The organism is Dactylosporangium cerinum, from assembly GCF_042653625.1.
In the GTDB taxonomy this organism is placed as follows: Bacteria; Actinomycetota; Actinomycetes; order Mycobacteriales; family Micromonosporaceae; genus Dactylosporangium; species Dactylosporangium cerinum.
The window spans coordinates 1-18,153 of sequence record NZ_JBHSIU010000057.1 but is presented as its reverse complement, the minus strand read 5'-3'; the positions used below and the strand labels follow the sequence as shown (position 1 = coordinate 18,153).

At 69.8% G+C, this 18,153-nt stretch carries 18 protein-coding genes; 12 read left to right on the top strand and 6 right to left on the bottom strand.

Going from position 1 to position 18,153, the window contains the following annotated elements; genetic code table 11:
• Positions 1–305 precede the first annotated feature (305 nt).
• The 4 genes from ACFPIJ_RS40990 to ACFPIJ_RS40975 all read left to right on the top strand — a co-directional run bounded on the left by ACFPIJ_RS40990 (position 306) and on the right by ACFPIJ_RS40975 (position 3,195).
• Positions 306–725 carry a hypothetical protein gene (locus ACFPIJ_RS40990; protein WP_380123841.1) on the top strand — a complete coding sequence of 140 codons (420 nt, stop codon included), beginning with the start codon at positions 306–308 and terminating at the stop codon, positions 723–725.
• A gap of 117 nt (positions 726–842) precedes the next feature.
• Positions 843–1,088 carry a hypothetical protein gene (locus tag ACFPIJ_RS40985; protein WP_380123839.1) on the top strand — a complete coding sequence of 82 codons (246 nt, stop codon included), beginning with the start codon at positions 843–845 and terminating at the stop codon, positions 1,086–1,088.
• Between the two features lie 359 nt (positions 1,089–1,447).
• Positions 1,448–1,972, top strand: coding sequence for a SigE family RNA polymerase sigma factor (locus tag ACFPIJ_RS40980; protein ID WP_380123837.1), 525 nt, complete (start codon positions 1,448–1,450; stop codon positions 1,970–1,972).
• Positions 1,960–3,195 carry a hypothetical protein gene (locus ACFPIJ_RS40975; protein ID WP_380123834.1) on the top strand — a complete coding sequence of 412 codons (1,236 nt, stop codon included), beginning with the start codon at positions 1,960–1,962 and terminating at the stop codon, positions 3,193–3,195. Before ACFPIJ_RS40980 ends, ACFPIJ_RS40975 begins: the two co-directional genes overlap by 13 nt.
• 300 nt (positions 3,196–3,495) lie before the next feature.
• On the opposite strand, the gene ACFPIJ_RS40970 is transcribed toward ACFPIJ_RS40975, so the two are convergent.
• Positions 3,496–4,008 (bottom strand): hypothetical protein, encoded by a 513-nt coding sequence (locus ACFPIJ_RS40970; protein ID WP_380123832.1) that lies wholly within the window; start codon positions 4,006–4,008, stop codon positions 3,496–3,498.
• Positions 4,009–4,093: 85 nt separating this feature from the next.
• Positions 4,094–4,501: a hypothetical protein gene (locus ACFPIJ_RS40965; RefSeq protein WP_380123830.1), complete on the bottom strand. Its 408-nt coding sequence runs from the start codon at positions 4,499–4,501 to the stop codon at positions 4,094–4,096.
• Between the two features lie 535 nt (positions 4,502–5,036).
• Here ACFPIJ_RS40965 and ACFPIJ_RS40960 point away from each other — a divergent pair.
• From ACFPIJ_RS40960 to ACFPIJ_RS40945, 4 genes are all read left to right on the top strand, one after another.
• On the top strand, positions 5,037–6,734 hold the full coding sequence (locus ACFPIJ_RS40960; protein ID WP_380123828.1) for a serine/threonine-protein kinase: 1,698 nt from the start codon (positions 5,037–5,039) through the stop codon (positions 6,732–6,734).
• A gap of 193 nt (positions 6,735–6,927) precedes the next feature.
• Positions 6,928–7,311 (top strand): VOC family protein, encoded by a 384-nt coding sequence (locus ACFPIJ_RS40955; RefSeq protein ID WP_380123825.1) that lies wholly within the window; start codon positions 6,928–6,930, stop codon positions 7,309–7,311.
• 688 nt (positions 7,312–7,999) lie between these two features.
• On the top strand, positions 8,000–8,245 hold the full coding sequence (locus ACFPIJ_RS40950) for a hypothetical protein (protein ID WP_380123823.1): 246 nt from the start codon (positions 8,000–8,002) through the stop codon (positions 8,243–8,245).
• A 14-nt stretch (positions 8,246–8,259) separates the two neighbouring features.
• A complete protein-coding gene (locus ACFPIJ_RS40945; RefSeq protein ID WP_380123820.1) occupies positions 8,260–8,631 on the top strand; it encodes a hypothetical protein in 372 nt (123 codons plus the stop codon).
• Positions 8,632–8,742: 111 nt separating this feature from the next.
• On the opposite strand, the gene ACFPIJ_RS40940 is transcribed toward ACFPIJ_RS40945, so the two are convergent.
• Positions 8,743–9,588 (bottom strand): GNAT family N-acetyltransferase, encoded by an 846-nt coding sequence (locus ACFPIJ_RS40940; protein WP_380123817.1) that lies wholly within the window; start codon positions 9,586–9,588, stop codon positions 8,743–8,745.
• 238 nt (positions 9,589–9,826) lie between these two features.
• Here ACFPIJ_RS40940 and ACFPIJ_RS40935 point away from each other — a divergent pair, with 238 nt between their 5' ends.
• Entirely contained in the window at positions 9,827–10,492 is a 666-nt protein-coding gene (locus tag ACFPIJ_RS40935; protein WP_380123815.1) for a hemerythrin domain-containing protein, read from the top strand.
• Here the strand turns inward: ACFPIJ_RS40935 and ACFPIJ_RS40930 are convergent.
• On the bottom strand, positions 10,458–12,878 hold the full coding sequence (locus ACFPIJ_RS40930; protein ID WP_380123813.1) for an ATP-binding protein: 2,421 nt from the start codon (positions 12,876–12,878) through the stop codon (positions 10,458–10,460). The genes ACFPIJ_RS40935 and ACFPIJ_RS40930 overlap by 35 nt on opposite strands.
• A 148-nt stretch (positions 12,879–13,026) precedes the next feature.
• On the opposite strand from ACFPIJ_RS40930, the gene ACFPIJ_RS40925 reads away from it, so the two are divergent.
• Positions 13,027–13,497 (top strand): hypothetical protein, encoded by a 471-nt coding sequence (locus ACFPIJ_RS40925; protein ID WP_380123811.1) that lies wholly within the window; start codon positions 13,027–13,029, stop codon positions 13,495–13,497.
• A 46-nt stretch (positions 13,498–13,543) separates the two neighbouring features.
• Here the strand turns inward: ACFPIJ_RS40925 and ACFPIJ_RS40920 are convergent, their stop codons facing one another.
• Both ACFPIJ_RS40920 and ACFPIJ_RS40915 read right to left on the bottom strand, forming a co-directional pair.
• Positions 13,544–13,945, bottom strand: a complete 402-nt coding sequence (locus ACFPIJ_RS40920) for a hypothetical protein (RefSeq protein WP_380123809.1) — start codon at positions 13,943–13,945, stop codon at positions 13,544–13,546.
• A gap of 24 nt (positions 13,946–13,969) precedes the next feature.
• On the bottom strand, positions 13,970–15,172 hold the full coding sequence (locus tag ACFPIJ_RS40915; protein ID WP_380123807.1) for a DUF6745 domain-containing protein: 1,203 nt from the start codon (positions 15,170–15,172) through the stop codon (positions 13,970–13,972).
• Positions 15,173–15,234: 62 nt separating this feature from the next.
• On the opposite strand from ACFPIJ_RS40915, the gene ACFPIJ_RS40910 reads away from it, so the two are divergent.
• Together ACFPIJ_RS40910 and ACFPIJ_RS40905 are read left to right on the top strand one after the other, a co-directional pair.
• Complete coding sequence (locus tag ACFPIJ_RS40910; RefSeq protein WP_380123805.1) at positions 15,235–16,161, top strand: TIGR02996 domain-containing protein; 927 nt, start codon at positions 15,235–15,237, stop codon at positions 16,159–16,161.
• Positions 16,158–18,023: a hypothetical protein gene (locus ACFPIJ_RS40905; protein ID WP_380123803.1), complete on the top strand. Its 1,866-nt coding sequence runs from the start codon at positions 16,158–16,160 to the stop codon at positions 18,021–18,023. Before ACFPIJ_RS40910 ends, ACFPIJ_RS40905 begins: the two co-directional genes overlap by 4 nt.
• Positions 18,024–18,153: the final 130 nt, after the last annotated feature.

The window sequence follows — 18,153 nt, the reverse complement described above, 5'->3', positions numbered from 1 at the left end:
GCGATGAGGAGCAGGCCCTGGTAGGTGACAATGGCGGCGGCCGCGAGCCGTGCGGCCGCTCTGCGCGAGGTGTCGTTCACACCTGGTACGTCGAAGCTCGGCATCGAATCCGGACATGCCGTCGGTCGCGCACGGTGGCCGGCACAGAGATCGTCACGCTTCGTGGCAGCGGTTCGGCAACGAGGCCGCGGGCCGCCGCGCTCGCTCGTGCCGATGTGCGGGCACCCGAGGGTGTTTGATACGCAGGGGAAGGCATTACGAGTCAGGCGGGCTGTGCTGGGCCGGGTCGGCCGCGAGGAGGGCATGTGGAGCGCGGCGAGGTTTGGTTGGCGCAGATCGACAGGGAGCGGTCCGTGGTGCTGCTCCAGGGAGGTGCGGGGCCGGATTTCCCGGCCGTGCAAATCGTCGAGCCGGCCACCCCAGAGCAGAAGCTCGGGTTTGTCGTGATGTCTGGCGAGCAGGCGGTAGACGTCGATGAGCGGCGCCGGATCGTCGAGGCGGCCGGACCGGGCCCACGAGCCATCGGCATCGAGGTCTTCTTCGGAGCCGAGGAGGGCCTAGCGGAGAGCGGCGTGGTCCGAGTGGCGCTGCCTCAGGACGGCAAAATCTTCTGCACCTGGAGCACGACTGTCAGCGAAGACTCGCTGATCAAGCGGATCGGAACTCTGACCCCAGCCAAGCAGCACGAGTTGGAGGTCGCCCTTGCGCTCGCCGGCCGAGAGTGACCACGTCTGAGCTCAGGGCCGCGCGATGGGGGCGACGACCCACGCCGGGGTGCGATCTTGCGTCGCCATTCTAGGGAGTCGACGTGACAAGCCCACAGTCACGGGGACGGTGACAAGGTGCCAGACGAACCGTGGGACAGCTACCGCCGCGACGCGCTCCGGTCCGGCTTGTCCTATCCGGTCGGGCGGCCGCTGGTAGAAGCGTCGCTGCGGGCGGCCGGCGTGCACCTGCTCGCTCTGGGCTTCGCCCGCAGCGACGACAATCAGACTGACACGGTGTTGCTGCGAGCCGTTCGATACTCCGACATTGGCAACACGTACGACCTGCCGCGAGAACGCCCGACCGTTCACGCCTCGTCGTGACCCTCAATGCCGTTCCTGGCGGAGTCCGCGCCCAGGCCAGGGCCACTCTGACCGCCGGAAGTGTTCTTCACCGCGCCTGTGCCTGGCTGGCCGCCACTGAACTTGCAAACCCGACCTGGCTCGACAAGTCGCACAATTGGACGGCGCACCTGCACAACGGCGCGCAGCGCGCGGAAGAGACAGAGGACTGACGCGTAGCACCGAGGCGGGTGTCCGGATCTGCCGCCGTCATGGTGCCGGCGTCACCGGGCGGAGCTTCGCGGCATGAGCCTACGATCACGCCGGACTTCCGGTGAAAACTTTGCGGCGGCGGGCAACGCATCGGGGCGATCCAGGCACTTAAACGCCGAGGAGGCGGTATGCGACTGGATGACGACGCCCGGCGGCGGTTCGGGGAGTACTTCGCGGCGCGGCACATCGTGGTCCGCCGCACGGCGTATCTGCTGTGCGGCGACTGGCACTGGGCCGACGACCTGACGCAGTCGACGTTCATCAAGGTCGCGGCCGGCTGGCATCGGATCCGCGACGCGCAGTTGCTCGACGCGTACGTGCGTACCTGCTTGGTCCGGACCTTTCTCGCCGATACGCGCAGGTCGTGGCGGCGGCGGGAGCGCTCATACGCCGACGTGCCGGACGGGCCCGTCGGCGGCGACGGCGCCGAGTCGAGCGCGAGCCGGATGGTGTTCGCCGCGGCGCTGCAGCAGCTGCCGCCGCGGCAGCGGGCGACGATCGTCTGCCGGTACTACCAGGGGCTTGACGTCGCCGAAACCGCCGCGGTGCTCGGGTGCTCGGAGGGGACCGTGAAGAGCCAGACCGCCAAGGCACTCAGTGCCTTGCGGGAGCGGCTCAGCGCGGGGCTGAAGGAGGAGTCGTGTCAGAACTGAGGCATCTGCTGGACGACCTTGCGGGCTCGCCCGCACCGGCGCCGCGTGCCACGTCCGATGCACTGTTCGATGCCGGGCGGCGGCGCCACCGACGGCGGACGGTGGTCGCGACCGCGCTTGCGACCGTCCCGATCCTCGCGGTGGCGGCCGCGATCGTGTGGCTGCCCGAGCGGCACACCGCCCCGCCGTCCGTCGACAACTCGCCGTCCCCGTCCGTCTCCGCGCGGACCGTCACAGTGGGCTGGGCGGAGGTGGCCGATTCGCAGCACGCGTACGCCCGCGCGGCGGATACGATCTTCGGGACCGACGACGGCGGCCGGACCTGGACCGCGCGCAGCAGTCTCGTGGTGCAGGACGTGACGGCATTGAGCGTGGGTGTACTGCTCACCAGGGCCAATTCGAGCGGCGACGACTCACCGCCGATGCGGCTGAGCACCGACGGCGGCCGCACCTTCGCCGACCTGGCGGACGAATCGGCGACGGTACCGGCCGTGCCAGCCGGGTCCGCGGTGGTGTGCCGCGCGCGCGTCGCGCTGGCTCCGTGCAAGCTGTCCGCGGTCGATCCGCAGACCCGCCGGATCTCGCCGCTCGCGCACCAACCGGACCTGATCATGCCGTCGGCGGTCAACGCTGTCGATCCCTTCGGCCAGATCCAGCCTGGCGGCGACCGCATCGTGGTCGCCGGCGAGGCGCAGAACACCGGGCGGCCGGCGGTGGCGTTCTCCGACGACCGGGGCCGGACCTGGAAGACCCACGCGTTCACGGATCTGCCATGCACCAAGGACTGCAACGAAAGCATCTCGGTCCAGTCGTCGGCGGACGGCACGACGCTCTACGCGATGGTCGAGGACCGCGAGATATACGAGGACCCCGAAAGGGGGCAGCTGTACGTCTACTCGAAGCACCTCGGCGGGAGCTGGACACGCACCGGCGACGTCATCGCGTACACCCGCACCGAAAGCTTCTACAGGTCGTTCGTCGCCGCGGACGGCACGCTCTTCGTCGGCACGTCCCGCCCGCTGCAGGTCGGCACGGAACTCAACTACCTCGAGCTGCGCAACGGCCACTTCGCCCCAGCGGAGCTGGACGGCCTCTCACCGACGGCGATGCCAGTACGCCGGAACCGCAGCGGCGACGGGTACTTCGCGCTCGACACGATGGCGTACGCGTTGTACCGGTCGTCGGACGGCCGGCACTGGACCGAGTTCCCGCTCATGCGGTAGCCGGCCGCCGCTCCGCCTCGCGCCAGCGGGCCGGGAAGGCGCCCAGCTCGGCCTCGTGCTGGGCGTCGCCGTGCTCGACTGCCGTCGGGCCTGCGGCGGCGGACCTCCTCGTTGCCGGTTGCGGTCATGCCGTCGTCTCCGGATGGCGACACAATCCGCCGATCTTGGCGCACTCATCTGCCGCAGGTCGCCCGCTACGCAGCGCTATCTCGCTACCGGGGTTGGTTTCTGGACAAGTAGCCAAGATGTGAAACCGCCGACCGTCGATGTGGAGTGTCGGCACCCGGCGGTGTGGCCGCATCACGGTGGCGGGAGTGGCTGCAGGGCCGCCTCGGGGTCGCACCAGCGGGAATCGGGGCCGTAGTACATCAGCGCGGCCCAGTACACCACCTCCTCGTGGTAGACGATGTCCAAGCCGACAATCCAGACACGTGGGACACGCCCCGGCGGATCGGCGTGCGACCAGTGCTTGTTGACGCGTGCGACCGCCTCGCTGCGAGGAATGCCGTAACCCCTTGTCATCGCGGCGACGATGTCTTCGCAGAAAGCCAGCGCCTCGGCGTCGCCGGCGCAGGCAAAATCACCGTGCGAGCGAAGCACCGATTCGTGTACCAGGTACTCCACTTCGGGCATCTCACCAGAAGTCCAGCGCGGAGGCTGTCGACTCTTGATGCGACCGGCAAGTTCCTGCCCATCCAGGTGATACTCCGTCAGCAAGCGGTCCAGGTAATCCCGCGGTCCCACCGGTTCGAAGACTTCGTCCTGCTCGACAGCCGCAACCACCCTCAGAGCATGCACCACGCTGGCGCACATGCCGTCATGATCAGCAGGCGTAGCATCCGGACATGCCGCGATCCGCGCTGTCCCACCGAGATCCGGGCTTGCCAGAATGACAGGTCTATGCCGCGGCGCGCCATAGACGAAGCGCTCGGTGGCGCAGCAGCTGGGAGAGTGCGTGCGAGTCCTTCATATCGGCCAGCACGTCGAGCGAGTCTCGGATCGGCCAGCCGGACTCCAACCAATCAAGTGCCAGTGCCGGCCAGTGCTCGCCCCACGCGGTGAGTGCGAACCGCACGAGGGCGGGTAGCGGCGTGTCGTCCAGGGACACGTGAGGCAACGCCGCCCTGACGTCGGTCGGGGTGCGCTCCAGCAGCGGCAACAGCCACACCAGCCGGTCCCCGGCGGCGTAGCTCGACCCGTCGGCCGCACCCTGAATCAGCCAGGTGCCGACACTGTCCTGCACGAGGAACGGCCCGCAGTCGTTGATCGCCAGCACCGAACGGGGGTTCTCCTCGGCATCGCCCATGCCGAGGATCCTGTCATGCCGCCGTGGGTGCGCGGTCGCGCCGGCCATCGCTCGTTACTCAGAGTCACTCGATCGACGAGGTAGGGCTTCCTGTCGTGCCGATGTGCGCGCACCTGATCTTGCTCGACTGAAGTGCCGGTGACGGCGCACGCCCGGGTGGCGTGGCGACGCCGGCCGCAGACCTGTCGGGCGGCGAACAGCGGCGCGAACACCATCCGGCCCAGGGCCGTTGGACGCCAGGACGTCGAGGCGGCCGTTGTTCACGTACGCCGGCGCCGCGTCATGGCCCAAACGACCAACTGCGAGCAGCATCCCGAGCCGCACGACGCCGAACGCAAAGACCATTGGCCTGCGCAAATGAGACGGCGGAAGGGTGAAGTCCAGGTTCACCCTTCAGCAATCACCCACAGCAGGTGTTGTCTCGATCTAGGTAATCCGCTGAAATCAGCACCTCGGCCGTCGCGCCATCGCCATGACAATGCCAAGACTGTAGCGGCTTGCGAGAACCCGCAGAGCCGAAAGCTGGGGAGGGCGGATGCCGTACGGGCGACCGCGTGGTGCGGTGCGGCGTCGTCATGCGCACGCAGCGATGAGTTCTGCTGGCTCGCGTTCGGTCGGCGACCGCATCGACAGCGCGCATGGTGATGCCGTTGTGGCGGTACAACGGCTCCTCGGCGGCCGCTACCGGGTCGAAACGCTACTGGGCAGCGGCGGCATGGGCGCGGTCTGGCGCGGCTACGACCTGCGACTGGACCGGACGGTCGCCATCAAGGTGCTGTCCGGCGGTGGGCTGAGCCTGCCCAAGGCGATGGAACGCTTCGACCGCGAGGCGCGCGCGGTCGCCCGGCTGTCGCACCCCAACATCGTCCCGGTCTACGACTTCGGAGCCCAGGACGGCGACCCGTACCTGGTCATGGAACTGGTCGACGGCCCGACAGTGCAGGACCTGTTGGCAGAGGGCCCACTGCTGATCGTCGACGTCCTCGCGATCTCCGCGCAGATCTGCGCAGGGCTCGCAGCTGCACACGCAGCCAAGGTCGTCCACCGCGACATCAAGCCGAGCAACCTCATCGTGACCGCAACCGGCGTGGTGAAGATCTGCGACTTTGGTGTAGCCCGAATACTCAACACCAGTGAACACGCCAACCTGACCGGGCCGGCCATCGTCATGGGCAGCCCGAAGTACATGGCGCCCGAGCACATCAACGGCGGGCCGGTTGATCCCAGGACCGATCTGTACGGTTTGGGCTGCAGCATGTACGCGATGCTCACCGGCCAACCACCGTTCTCGACCGGCACCCCGCAGAGCATCGCCCACCAGCACGTCACGAAGACAGCGGAGCCGCTGCGCATTCGTCGCCCCGACGTGCCACCCGACGTGGCAGCCCTCGTGTCCGGCCTGCTCGCCAAAACACCAGACGAACGCCCGCCGGATGTCGCCGCCGTCCGGGCGCGCATCGCCAAGGCAGCAGATCTGATGGCCGGCAGCGCCCCGGGCGCCATCCCTCGATCGGCTGTCTCGTCAGCAGTGGTCTTGGCGGCGGCACTGCCGCACGACACCACATCTGCGAAGCGACGAACGCTGCTGCCAGCTCACGGTCTCAAATCTGTTGTCGGCGAGGCACCGTTCGCCCACGAACCGAGCGCCAGCGCAGCGCCAATCACGGCCTCACCGGCGGGAGAACGACTGTCGAAACACCACGATTGCGTGCCGGCGCCAAGGCCGAGGCTGTGGCTGTGGGTGGCCGCCGCACTCGTCGCGGCAACCGTCACCGTGACGGCGTTCATCACAACCTTGCCACCGACGAACCAAGCCGGCTCACTTCGCGGGGCACAGCGCCTGACCGCAACCGACTCCCCGGCGGCCAACCCGTCACCGAGCGCGGCTCTCGCGACTGCGGCGCCGACCTCCGACGAAGCCACTGCTCGTGCGCAGACCCAGCCGCCACCGACGCAATCCGCGTCACCGCCGCCAATTGATCCGATCCGCGCGATGCGCCAGGTAATTCAGCAGCAGGTCGACGCCGGAGCCCTCAAGGCAGATGCCGCCAGGGATCTGAACCACATGGTCGATGACCTAGCAAAGTCCCTAGCCACCGCCAACCCTGACGACGAGACCAAGAAACTCAAGGCGCTACGAGACAAGGTGGCCAGCCTCCACAGCGAAGGCAAGCTGAATGTCTCCGCCTATACCGCGCTCAACAGCAACCTCGACGCGATCGCCACCGAATAGGTCCTTGTCGATCATCATGCTTCGTGGTGAGCGACGGGCGCGTCGAACCGTGCCAGCGGCTGAGCGATAGCGCGGCTGGGTGGAACGCAACCAACGCGGCTACGGCCCTTTGTGCCCAAAACTGCCGGGCCGCTGACGGCTCGATGCCCGCTGAGGGGCCGCGTGGATGATCGAGATCGCGTAGCCTTGCGCCATGCATCGCAGTCGATTGGTGAGTGTCGTCCTCGACACCCCGTCCGCGCAGGTCGGCCTGGAGGTGGATTTCTGGTCCGCAGCGCTGGGCACCCCGACCTACTCGCCTCCCGGCGAGGAGCAGTTCACCGCCCTGATCGGCGCCGTCCCCGATTTCTTCACCGTCGTGCAGGCGGTTGGCGAAGACGCTCCGCGCTACCACGTCGACATCGAGACTGATGACCTGGCGGCAGAGGTGGCCCGCCTGACGGCGCTCGGCGCGGAGGCGCTGACCCGTTGGAAGGACGCCTTCGCGATGCGCTCACCAGGCGGGCACCTGCTCTGCGTGGTGCCCGTACACAGCGATCCCGAGACGTTCGCCAGAACAGCTCACACCTGGCCGTGACCCAGCCGCGCGACTCGAAGCCGCTGCGGTGCACGGCGGCGTAGCACACCATGGTCGCGTGCTCGCTTCCCCAATCCACGACACGTCGACTCGGCAGGCCGTCGCTGGACGGGGTGTCCCGCTACAGCCGGCGTGCAACTTTCCGCCCCGAACATGAGGTCGTTCTGGAGTTCCGCGGTGCCGCAGCGATGCAATTCGAGATCACCCATGCGCGCGACTCCGTGTCGATCTGGCGGTCGGTCGGCACGGAAGTGCGGGCCGGCCAGGGTAATGAGCCGCCGAAGTTGATTGGTCGTTGACCCGCGCCCGCGAGCTGGCGCGGCTACGCAAGACCGACGAAGGTGTGCAACCGCGACGAAGCCGAGAAAGATCAGGCCGGCCGGCAACGACCAGCCGCCCGACGATCTTGGTTTCCTCATCTGCCGCAGACAAGCGCGCACTGTCTCCGGCACCCGTCACGGTGCGTGAGCAGTACACAGGCCGACAATACGTGTGCCGGTCCTCGCCGAAAGGGTGGCGCCCAGACTCGCGAACATCGAGAGCGGCGAGATCCCGCTGGTCCCGAAATTCGGCGACATCTGGTGCCGGAACTCGGTTCTGTCCCGTGACGAGTGATCGACGTCGGTCATGTTCGATCGTTTGGTGATGGTGTGAGGACATCGGCAGACTGCTGCCGCACCTTGGCAGCATGAGAATCAACGGGATCACCGAGGCCAGGGGTGGCGTCATTCTCCATGCAGCGTCGCGCAGCGCCGAGCTGTCGAGCCGGTCGGTGCGGTACTGGATGCGTTTGACCCGGTTCTTGACGATCGCCTGCAGGTGGGTGACGCCGTGGACGGCGAGGTTGCCGATGTTGCGTTCGGCCATCGATATCGGGCTCGGTCTGGTGGTTGGCCTCGTGGGTGGTGGACGCGGAGTGCTGCAGCCGTCCTGAAGTACCGTTGTGTGATGGATCGGAGGTTCCCGCCCCATCCGGTCCGTGGTGTCCGGGTGCGGCACTCCCCTCAGACCGGCGGCACCTGCGTGTTCGCCGACGTCACCGTGGATTTCGAGCCGGGCTCGCCCGGGTTCGCGTTCACCGTCGCCGAGGATGTCCGCTACCCGGGCTACAACAACCCGGAAGCGCTATCCGGGTACCGCGCAGCGCTGGCCGAGGGTCTGTCCGACGCCTTGGCAGACCGGGTGACCGGAGCCGAGGTGGCGGTGACCGTCGTGCTGCGAATCCTGGTGGCGCACAAGGTCGACTCCAGCGAAAGGTCATTCCGAACAGCCGGCCATCTCGCCGTCCATATGGCCTTCAGTCACATCGAGAGTCAGTAGTCACTGTCCGAGGGAGCCCGTGGCGGGGCGCACCGCCAGCCGACAGCTGTACTCGACGCCGCGACACCGCCGGTGCTCACCCTCCACCATGGAGGGTGAGCACCGGCACGGTCAGCGATGGTGCTCCAGCACGTCACGGAACAGCGGCCCGGCACCTTCGGCGACGGCTTGCCGCCACTCCGGGCCGGTCCCCAGCGGCATCCCCAGCCGGATCGAGACCGCTTCCATGATCTCCTGGTCGCCGGTGTCGAGCAACTGCTCCACGAAGGCGAAGCAGCGCGCGAGGAGCGCCTGGTCACCGCGCTCCATCGCCGGCCGGAACACCTCCCAGTGGAAGCAGTGGGAGACGAGCTGGTACGTCTCGACGACGGGGAACGGCGACTCCTCGTCGAGAAGCGATTGCTCCTCGGCGAGAATGCGGGCGCGCGCCTCGGGGAAGGCGTTCCACAACATGTCTCGCATCGGTACAAACATTGAAGCCCTTTGATGTGTATTGCACGATGATTCTTCTCCCGATGAAGCGTCACCAGAGCCGGAGGAAGTCGGCGGCAGAGCGAACCAGTAGTTCACAGTCGGGCCCTGGGTTGCCAAGCCTGCGCCCATCGACTCGTAGAGGCCGCGCGCGGCCGCATTTTCTTCGCCCGTAACGAGGAACATCTTGCTGGCGCCGAGCTGCGCGCCAGCCTCCATGAACGAGCGCAACAGCCGACGGCCGATACCACGGCCCCGACAGGACTCGGTCACCTCAAGGTTGTGCAGGTAAAGCATGCTGGTCCCGTCCGGCCTGGCCAGCACATATCCCCAGCACCAGCCCTGCACCTCGTGACCATCCACAGCAATGAACGCAATGGTCCCCGGCGACTGCACAAACGCGGCAACGCCAGAAGCGACTCCGACGAAGCGCCGAGTCGCTTCCTCGAGAACGTCCACGGCGGCCGACGAAGCACGAACGATCACAAGAGGCATCCTGCACCCCCTCGACGACCAAGGTTCACACGACCTATCGAAGATCAATCACTCTTCACGGGACAGAACCCGGAACTCGCGAACAGAACCACCGGGCCGTGCCGCGGCGCCGCACCCCGGGAGCGCGGTGCGGACGTGTGGGGCGAGTGTGTGGGCGCTGTGGGTGGGGTGGGACGGCATCGGTCAGGAGGCTGGACACACCAGATCCGTCCAGCCATGAGGAGCCATCGTGACCGCACTGACCCGCACTGACCGGCGTCCCGACGTCCACGAGATGGTGGTCGTCCACCGCGCCTTCCGACGGGAGTTCGGCGCCGCCGCTGACCTCGTCCGTCGCACACCCGTAGGCGACACCGGCCGCGCGAAGATCGTCGCGAACCACCTGCGCCTCTGTACTGCCGGCCTCGAGATGCACCACACCGGCGAGGACATCGTGCTCTGGCCGCTGCTGCTCGAGCGGTCCGCGCCGTCGACCGGGCTCGTCGAGACGATGCAGGCCCAGCACCACAGCATCGACGGGCACGTCGAGGCCATTGCCCCAGCCCTCGCCACCTGGGAGGCTGCCCCGACCGAAGCCGCCGGCGAGCACCTCGCGACCCTCTGCGAGCGGTTCACGGCAGCCCTGCTCGAGCACCTCGATCTCGAGGAGCGGGAGATACTGCCGCTGGCCTCGCGCCACGTCACCGCCGTCGAGTGGAACCAGATGGGACAGCACGGCAAGGATACGATGACCCCCAGCCAGTTGCCGATCATGTTCGGCCTGGTGCTCCAGGACGCCGACGACGAGGAGCGCGCCCGCATGCTCGGCAACCTCCCGCTGCCGATCCGGTTCCTGCTGAAGACCGTCGGCGCTTGGCAGTTCAAGCGCTACGTCCGCGGCCTGCGCGCGTCGTAACCACTGCGGCACGGGCTTGGATCTCGGTATCGCTCGCGGCGCGCCCTGCGTCCCACTCGCGGGTGAACCGCAGCTCCCCGAGGGCGGCTCGGGTGGCGTCGAGCCCGCGGTCGGAGAGCGCCCGCGAGACCGGGAAGGTGGGGTCGACGGCATCGGCCGCCGAAATCGAGGCGCCCGCCCCGAAGAGCCAGGCCGCGGATACCGGGTCGCCCACCCGTTGCGCAAGGCTCGCCAGGGCGGGCAGCGCGTATCCGAGGGTCCAGCTCATCCGGACGGCGAGCGACAGGCCTACCGCTTCACCGAGCAGCGTGGCGGTCGCCGACTCGTCGCCGAGCAGCTCGGTGAGCGTAGCGTGCACGTTGAGCGCGGTTGCCAGGGTGAAGGCATTGCCCATTTCGCGTGCCGCACGCACCACCTCCGGCAGGATCAGCCCGGCCGTCGCGAGATCGTTTGCGACGAGGGCGAGCTGGCCCTGCGCGAGCCGGGTGTGCACGGCCACCCAACGACGACCGGAGGCCTCCGCCTGTTTCAGCGCGCGGGCCAGCAGCTCATCGGCGTCGTCGAGGGCACCCGCGAAGACTGCCGCCTGGCCGGCCAAGATCAGGACCTCGCACGTCACGGCCGGCTCGGCCACCCGACCGGCCAACGCGACCGCGACGTGGGCGTCGCTGCGCATCGAGGCGTTGTCACCGGCCAGCAACTGCAGCCCGAGCCGGCCGGTCAGGGCGCGGCAGCGTGCGACGTCGGAGGCCCCCGGTCCGATCCGCTCCAGCCATGCGAGTCCCTCGCGGGCGTGACCGCGCAGCGCGAGGTAGAGCCAGATACTCCCGGCGAGCTCGGCGGCATCCCCGTCCCGATCGAGCTCGAGCAGGCGCAGGTAGGCCGAGCGCAGGTTGGCGTGGTCGGCATCGAGCCGGTCGAGCACGGCCACGAGGTCCGGCCCATCGAGCAGCGCAGCGGACGCCGTGGCCCGCGCGTGGAAGTGCGCGGCGTGCCGGTCGGCGGTCGCGGTGGCCAGGCCCGACGCATGAAGCCGCTGCATCGCGAACTGCCGCACCGGCTCGAGCAGCCGGAAGCGTGGCTGCTGGTCGGGCGATGGCACACGAAGCACCAGCGACTGGTCGACGAGCGCACCGAGGGCAGGCAGCACATCGGCGCCCTCTCCGGTGACGGCCTCGACCGAGTCGAGGGAGAACCCGCCGCTGACGACCGCCAGCCGCTCGAAGAGGGCGATCTCCTCGGGCTCGAGGAGATCCATGCTCCACTCGAGCACTGCAGCCATCGTGCGGTGCCGCTCGGGCAGGTCGCGCAGGCTCGCGCCGGGGCCCGGCTGCTCCAGCCGGGTGAGGAGGGCCCACGGGGAGAGCAGCCGCAGGCCGGGCGCAGCGAGTTCGACCGCGAGGGGGAGCCCGTCGAGCCGCCGGACGATTGCGGCCAGGGCGGGAGCGTCGGCGTCGGTGACGACCGTGGGGGACCCGGCGGCCGCGGCCCGGTCGAGGAGCAGGGCGACGGCGGGCGAGGAGGCCACCGCGTCCACGTCGTCGCCGGCGGGTGTGGTGAGCGGCCCCAGCACGAACTCGTGCTCGGCGCGCACCCGTAGTGGCGCACGACTGGTCCCCACCACGACGAGATCAGGGCAGCGCGCCACGAGGCCGGCGAGCACCGGCGCCGCCTTTGTCAGCTGCTCCAGATTGTCGAGCACCAGCAGCACCCGCAGGCCGACCAGGTGGGGGACGAGCGCGTCGAGGGGCTCGATGCCGACCGCGTCGGGCAGCCCGAGGGCCGCGGCGATCCTCGGCACGACGAGCGTCGGCTCCCGCACCGCCGAAAGGTCGACGCCTTGGGCGCCGCCGGGGAAGTCCGGCGCCGCGAGGTGCAGCACCTCCATCGCGAGTCGCGTCTTGCCCACCCCGCCGGGGCCGGTGATCGTCACGAGCCGGCGCGTGCCCGACCTGACGAGGGCCAGCAGTTCGGCGAGCTCGCCGTCGCGGCCGATGAATGGTGTCATCGGGCCCGCCGGGGCGTAGTGGGAACCGCCGGGCGCCGGCAACGGGACAGGGGCTGCGGTGGCCCGGGTGGCTGACGGCGAGGCCGCGCTGCTCCACGAGGGGACCGCAGGTGGGGCTGACCCGACCTGCCGCGCGGCGTCCCGGCTGGGGACCGCGGCGACGAGGGCCGCCCGGTCGTCGTCACCGAGGGCGAGTCCGTCGGCGAGCGCGCGCACAGTGTGCGGGTAGGGTCGGCGCCGTTCGCCGCGCTCGAGGGCACCGATCGCCTTCGCCGTGAGGCCCGCCCGCTCGGCGAGCTCCTCCTGGGTCAGCGACCGCGACTCGCGCAGGCGGCGCAGCACGACGGCGAAGTCGCCGGATGCCGCCACTGCCTCCACAGGACAGATGCTAATCCGTGCGCAGCAGCGACTCGAGACGGCGGCCGGCTGTGGTGCCGGTGTGGACCTGCTGTGGGTGGGATGGCGCCCGGCGCGGCCCGAGGCTGGGAATCGACGGCATCCCGCCTTCACGACGAGAGGACAGGCCATGACCACGGCACCGACCCGGGGATCGACCACCCCCCACGACACCACCATTGGGAACAGCACGGCACCCGGCCGCCAGGTGAGCGCGCGGACGGCGTCGTACGGCCGGCACATGTCGAACGTGCTCATCGCTGCCTTCACCCTGTCGGTAGGGCATACCGTCTACGCGAAGGTCGAGGGCATCGAGGACCCGACGTTCACCGTGACCACCCCGCTCGCGTGGGCGTTCTACGTCGTGGGGTTCGGGTCGGCGGTGCTGGCCAGGCGGGCCGGGCGCGTGGCGCAGGTGTCGGTGCTCGCCTACCTCGCTGCACTGTTATGGATCTCCGTCTTCTACTACCCGACGACGTTCGGGCCGCAGCAGCAGACGACGTTCGGGTGGTTCGAGAACGACGTCTACGTCGGGCTGCTCGTCACGGCGACGTACCTCGGGGTGCAGCGATTGCGGCGCACGACGCTCACACCGCAGTGACGTCGCACGGCAGGTCGCCGAATCCGCCGGCAACGGCGAGGCAGGTTCAGTCGGCGACCAGCCGCGTCTCCCGGTCGCCCTGCTCGCGCTGGCGCCGCAGCTCGTACGTGCCGGGTCCGATCCCGCTGAAGGCGTGTTCGGGGTGGGCGAGGTACGCGGTCGCGCCGTCGGCGACGGTGAGGACGCCGAGCACCGTACCGACGGTGTCCGGGGTGTAGCAGACGGTGCCGGTGGCGAGCAGGAGGTGGGTGTTGGTGCCCGCCTCGCCGCGGACCACCGCGACACCGGCTGCCGGGACGGGTGTGCGCGACGGTGTCCGTTCGGCCGGGACGACCGCCACGTCACCCTGGAACTGCAGGCCCGACAGGATCGGGATGTCGGCCTGCCGGTCGAGGTGCGGGTCGACGGTGACACCGAAGGCGGCGATGGCCTCTTCAACGGTGGGCATGGCTGGCAGCTCCTTCGAGAGGGATCAGGTGCGTCGTTGTGCCGTGGCGTACTGCGCGGGCGTCAGTCCGTAGGTCCACGCCGCGGCGGTGATCGGGTCGCCGCAGTCGGCGGGGACGGTCAGGCCGAAGCGGCGACGGGTGCCGTCGCGTTCAACGGTGCCGTTGGTGCACAGCAGGACACGGACGTGGTTGGTGAAGATGCCGGACGGGACGTCGTGCAGGGTGAGGGTCTGACCCGGGTTTCCGGGGTCGTCGGCGGGCGGCCCGATCTGCGCCAGGCCCGCGTCGGCGACGAAACGGTCCCAGCCGCGGCGCTCGATGGCGCAGCGGCGCACCTCGGCGTTGGGCTCCCGGAGGATCTCCTCGGTGCTCAGCGCGTCGTCGATGACGGCGCGAGGGACGTGGACGCCATGCCAGTAGTACAACCCGAAGCCGTCGTCCCAGACGACCGCGGGTCCGTCGGCGTGGTGCGGGCGGCGCAGCATCCGGGGGTCGGGTTCCAGGTGCAGCGTGGCCGGGGGCGGGCAGAGCATGACGAAGTGCCGGAACGGCCACCACCACCAGCCGTCGCGGGTCGACGGCGGGTCCTCCTCGGGAGGCCGGCCGTCCGGCCAGCACCGGTCGACGAGCCGCAGCCAGGCGGTGCTGCGGTTGCCCGGCAGGCGCGCCTGCCACAGCGTGCGGATGTGGCCGCGGAGCGTGTCGTGCAACGACCCGCCAACGGCGGCGTCGACTGCGGCTCGCACCGCCGCGTCCGTCGCCTCGAGCACGACGTCGAGCACGCCGGTCAGCGGCTCGCGGCGCGGCGCCGCCGCCGCGGGGTCTGCGTGCTCGGCGGTGGAGGCGGCCGAGGCGGTCGAGGCGGTCGAGGCGGCCGAGGCCGTCGCGGCGCTGACGACGGTGGCGACGCCGGTGTGCAGCGCTGTTGCCGCCGCACCGTGCACCGGGTCGTGGACCGAACCGTCCGTGGCGGTCCCGACCGCGGTCCGCACCGCGTCGCCCACCCCGCGGCCCGCACTGTCGTCGATCGCCCGGTAGACCGACTCCAGGACGCGGCGATTGCGGTGCCCGGTGTTCAGGCAGGCCGCGATCGGTGCGGCCAATGCGGCTGTCAGCGGCGAGGGCGCCCATACGACCCGGTCCGGGAAGGGCACGCCGAGCTCGCGGTAGCAGGCGCGGGCCGCGGACTCCCACGCCCGCCGGCCGGGTGTCGACGGTGCGTGCACCGCGACAACGTACCAACGCGGTCCCGCTTGACACCGGCGGCTCCGTCGTTAGATTCGTGCGGATGCAGGTGTCCAGTGTCGAGGCGGCGTTGCGGGACAGTCCGGAGGACCGGGACCTGTGGCTCGCCTACAGCGACGGCCTGCTGGAACGCGGCGACAGCCGGGGCACGCTGATCCGCCTCGAGCAGCGGCTGGAGCTGCTGCACGGCGCCGACGGCGCCGACCGTACCGCCGTGCAGCGTGACATCGCCGAGCTCGTCGACCGGGACGAGGCGGCGTGGGACGACGGGCTGCCGACCGGGGTGCGCGTACGCCGCCGCCGGCACGGGTTCCCCACGGATGTCGCCGTCACGTGGACCGAGGACGTCCGTGAGACGGCCGCGCAGGTGCTCAGCGCGCCGTTCGTGACCACGCTGAGGCTCGTCGCGGACGCCGTCGACCAGGACGACCTGGACGACAAGGAATGGGACGACGACGACTACACCTGGGACGGCGGGCCGGGTGTCGCCAACCGGCCGGGACGCCTCGACCTGGGCGTGCTCACCGGCCTGGACACCGGACGGCTTGTCGAGCTGGACCTCGCCTACCTCGACGTCGGACCCGACGGCGCCGAAACCCTCGCCACCGCGTTCGACCTCGGCCGGTTGCAGGCGCTCGACGTGCGGTACTGCCGCATCGGCGACGCCGGGCTGGCCGCACTGGCCGGATCGGCGCAGCTGGGCGGGCTGCGCCGGCTGCACCTGCAGCGGGACAGGATCACCGGCGCGGGTGTGCACGCCCTGCACCGGTTCCCCGCACTCACGGAGCTGGACCTGCGGTACAACGCCATCGGTGCGGACGGTGTGGACGTCCTGCTCGCCGCCCCGTTCGCCGCTGGGCTCACCCGGTTGTGGCTCTACAGTGCCGATGTGGGATCCGGTGGTGCGCGCGCCCTGGCGCGGTCCGCCAGTCTTTCCCCGGCGCTGCGGACGTTGTGGAGGTGCGTGTGAGCGTCGACCTGCGGGATCGGTTCTTCGTCCTGTCCTCCGGGGACGGGTCTCCGGCGGAGGCTGAACGCTACCGGGCCGAGGTGGACGCCACCCACGCCGAGCCGGTCGCCTCCGTCGACGGGCTGGACGTGTCGTGGCACCCGACCGCCCGCTACAAGGCGGTGCGGCTCGTCGACGCGGACCGCATCGACGAGCCGGTGCGGCACCTGTTCGCCCGGCCGGCCCCGGACGCGCCCCACCTGGCGGCGGCGTTCGCCGACCCGCACGAGCTGTCGTTCCGCACGTTCGAGAACATCGTGCCCCTGGACCGCCTCTTCGAGGACGTGGCCCTGGACGTCGAACTGGCCGGGCACACGGCCCGGGCCGAGGGCGTCCACACCTTCGAGGTGCGGCTGCCCGCCGAGGCGCGGGACCGCCTGGAGCGGCTCGACGAGCTGAACCTGTACGTGACACCGCTCAACGCGGCGTCGCGTGGTGGCGTGCGGTTCATCTTCCATTCGGCGCTGCTCGCGGAGGCCCTGACCGCGGCGGTAGCCGAGGCACTGCCACCAGCGGCGGGGGAGGGGTTCTCCCACGTCAACCCGGTGTTCCGGTGCAACCGGTTCGAGCCGGGAGACGCCAACTTTTACCGGCACCGCGACACGCCGTACTTCGACGCGGCCCGGCGGCACGTCTCGCGGTACACGGTGCTGCTGTACCTCACCGGCGGCACCGGTTCACCGGCACTGGACCTCGGCGACGGCGCCGCGTTCGACCGCATCGACGCGTTCACGTGTGTCGTCTTCGATCAGCGGCGCGAGCATGAAGGTGCCCCGTTCGACGACGGCCGCAAGGTGTTCCTGCGCACCGAGCTGGTCTTCGCCGCCGACGGGATCATCGAGTCGCCGCAGATCGGGGCGCTGTTCGGCAAGGCGTGCTACCTGACCGGGGAGAGCGTGTTCGCGCCGGAGCTGGCGCGGCAGGCCGACGACTACTTCAACCGGGTTGCCGCCGCCCATTGGTACGGTCTCGGCGCCGGACCGGTCCGCGAGACGTTCGTGCACAAGGAGTTCCGCGGTGTGCACTTCGTCGCCAACGGCTACGACTTCTGGTTCCCGCGCATGGAGGCGTTGTCGTTGGCCGAGTGCGCCGCGCTGACGCTGCTGGACTACTTCAACTGCAAGGTCGGCGACACCGCGTTCCGGGCCCTGTGCCGCACGGCGGTGATCGAGGCCGACGACGCCGACTGGATCCCCGCGTTCCTGCGGGAGCGGGGCAGCGGCAGCGCGACGACTTCCGTCGACAAGGCCGTGTTCTTCCCCGAGCCGGAGGAGCCGGACGGCGACATCTGCTGCCCGTTCCACTCCAGCGACGTCTACGACCCCACCCGCCACGACGAGATCATCAAGGTCTACACCGGCGCGCAGTCGTTCGCGAAGGCGCACATCCTGCCCGCTCCGATCCTCATGCTCGGTGAGGAGGTGGCGCTGGACCCCGAGCAGTTCGTCGTCCAGGACGGCCGCATCCACGTGCTGGGCCGGGACGCGCTGGCGCCGGTGAACTTCGCCGCCTGCTGGAACGACGGATCGCAGCCCGACGACTATGTGACCGTCGCGGCCAAGGTCGGTGTCACGCATTTCCTCGTGCCACCGATCCTCTACACGGAGCGGGACGGCCACCGGCACCTCCGGTTCGACTTCTTCCGCAACTCCTGGATGGTCGGCCACCAGCAGGGGGTGGTCCCGGTGCCGCAGATTACCGAGCTGCAGTGGGTGGACGAGGACGAGGCCGCCCCGTGGTGGCGTGCGGTGGACCGGTCTCTGGTCGACGAGCGGCATCCGCTGCCGGTCCTGGACGAATATGACGACGAGGACGAGGACTGACCCCGTAGGGCCAGCCCTCGTGCGCTCTTGAGAACTAGCCGGTGAAGCTTGCCGTGATCTGGGTGAACTGCCAGTTGTTCTGGGCGATGCCGCTGCAGTTGGACACGACGCCGCCGCCGGCGCAGCCGCG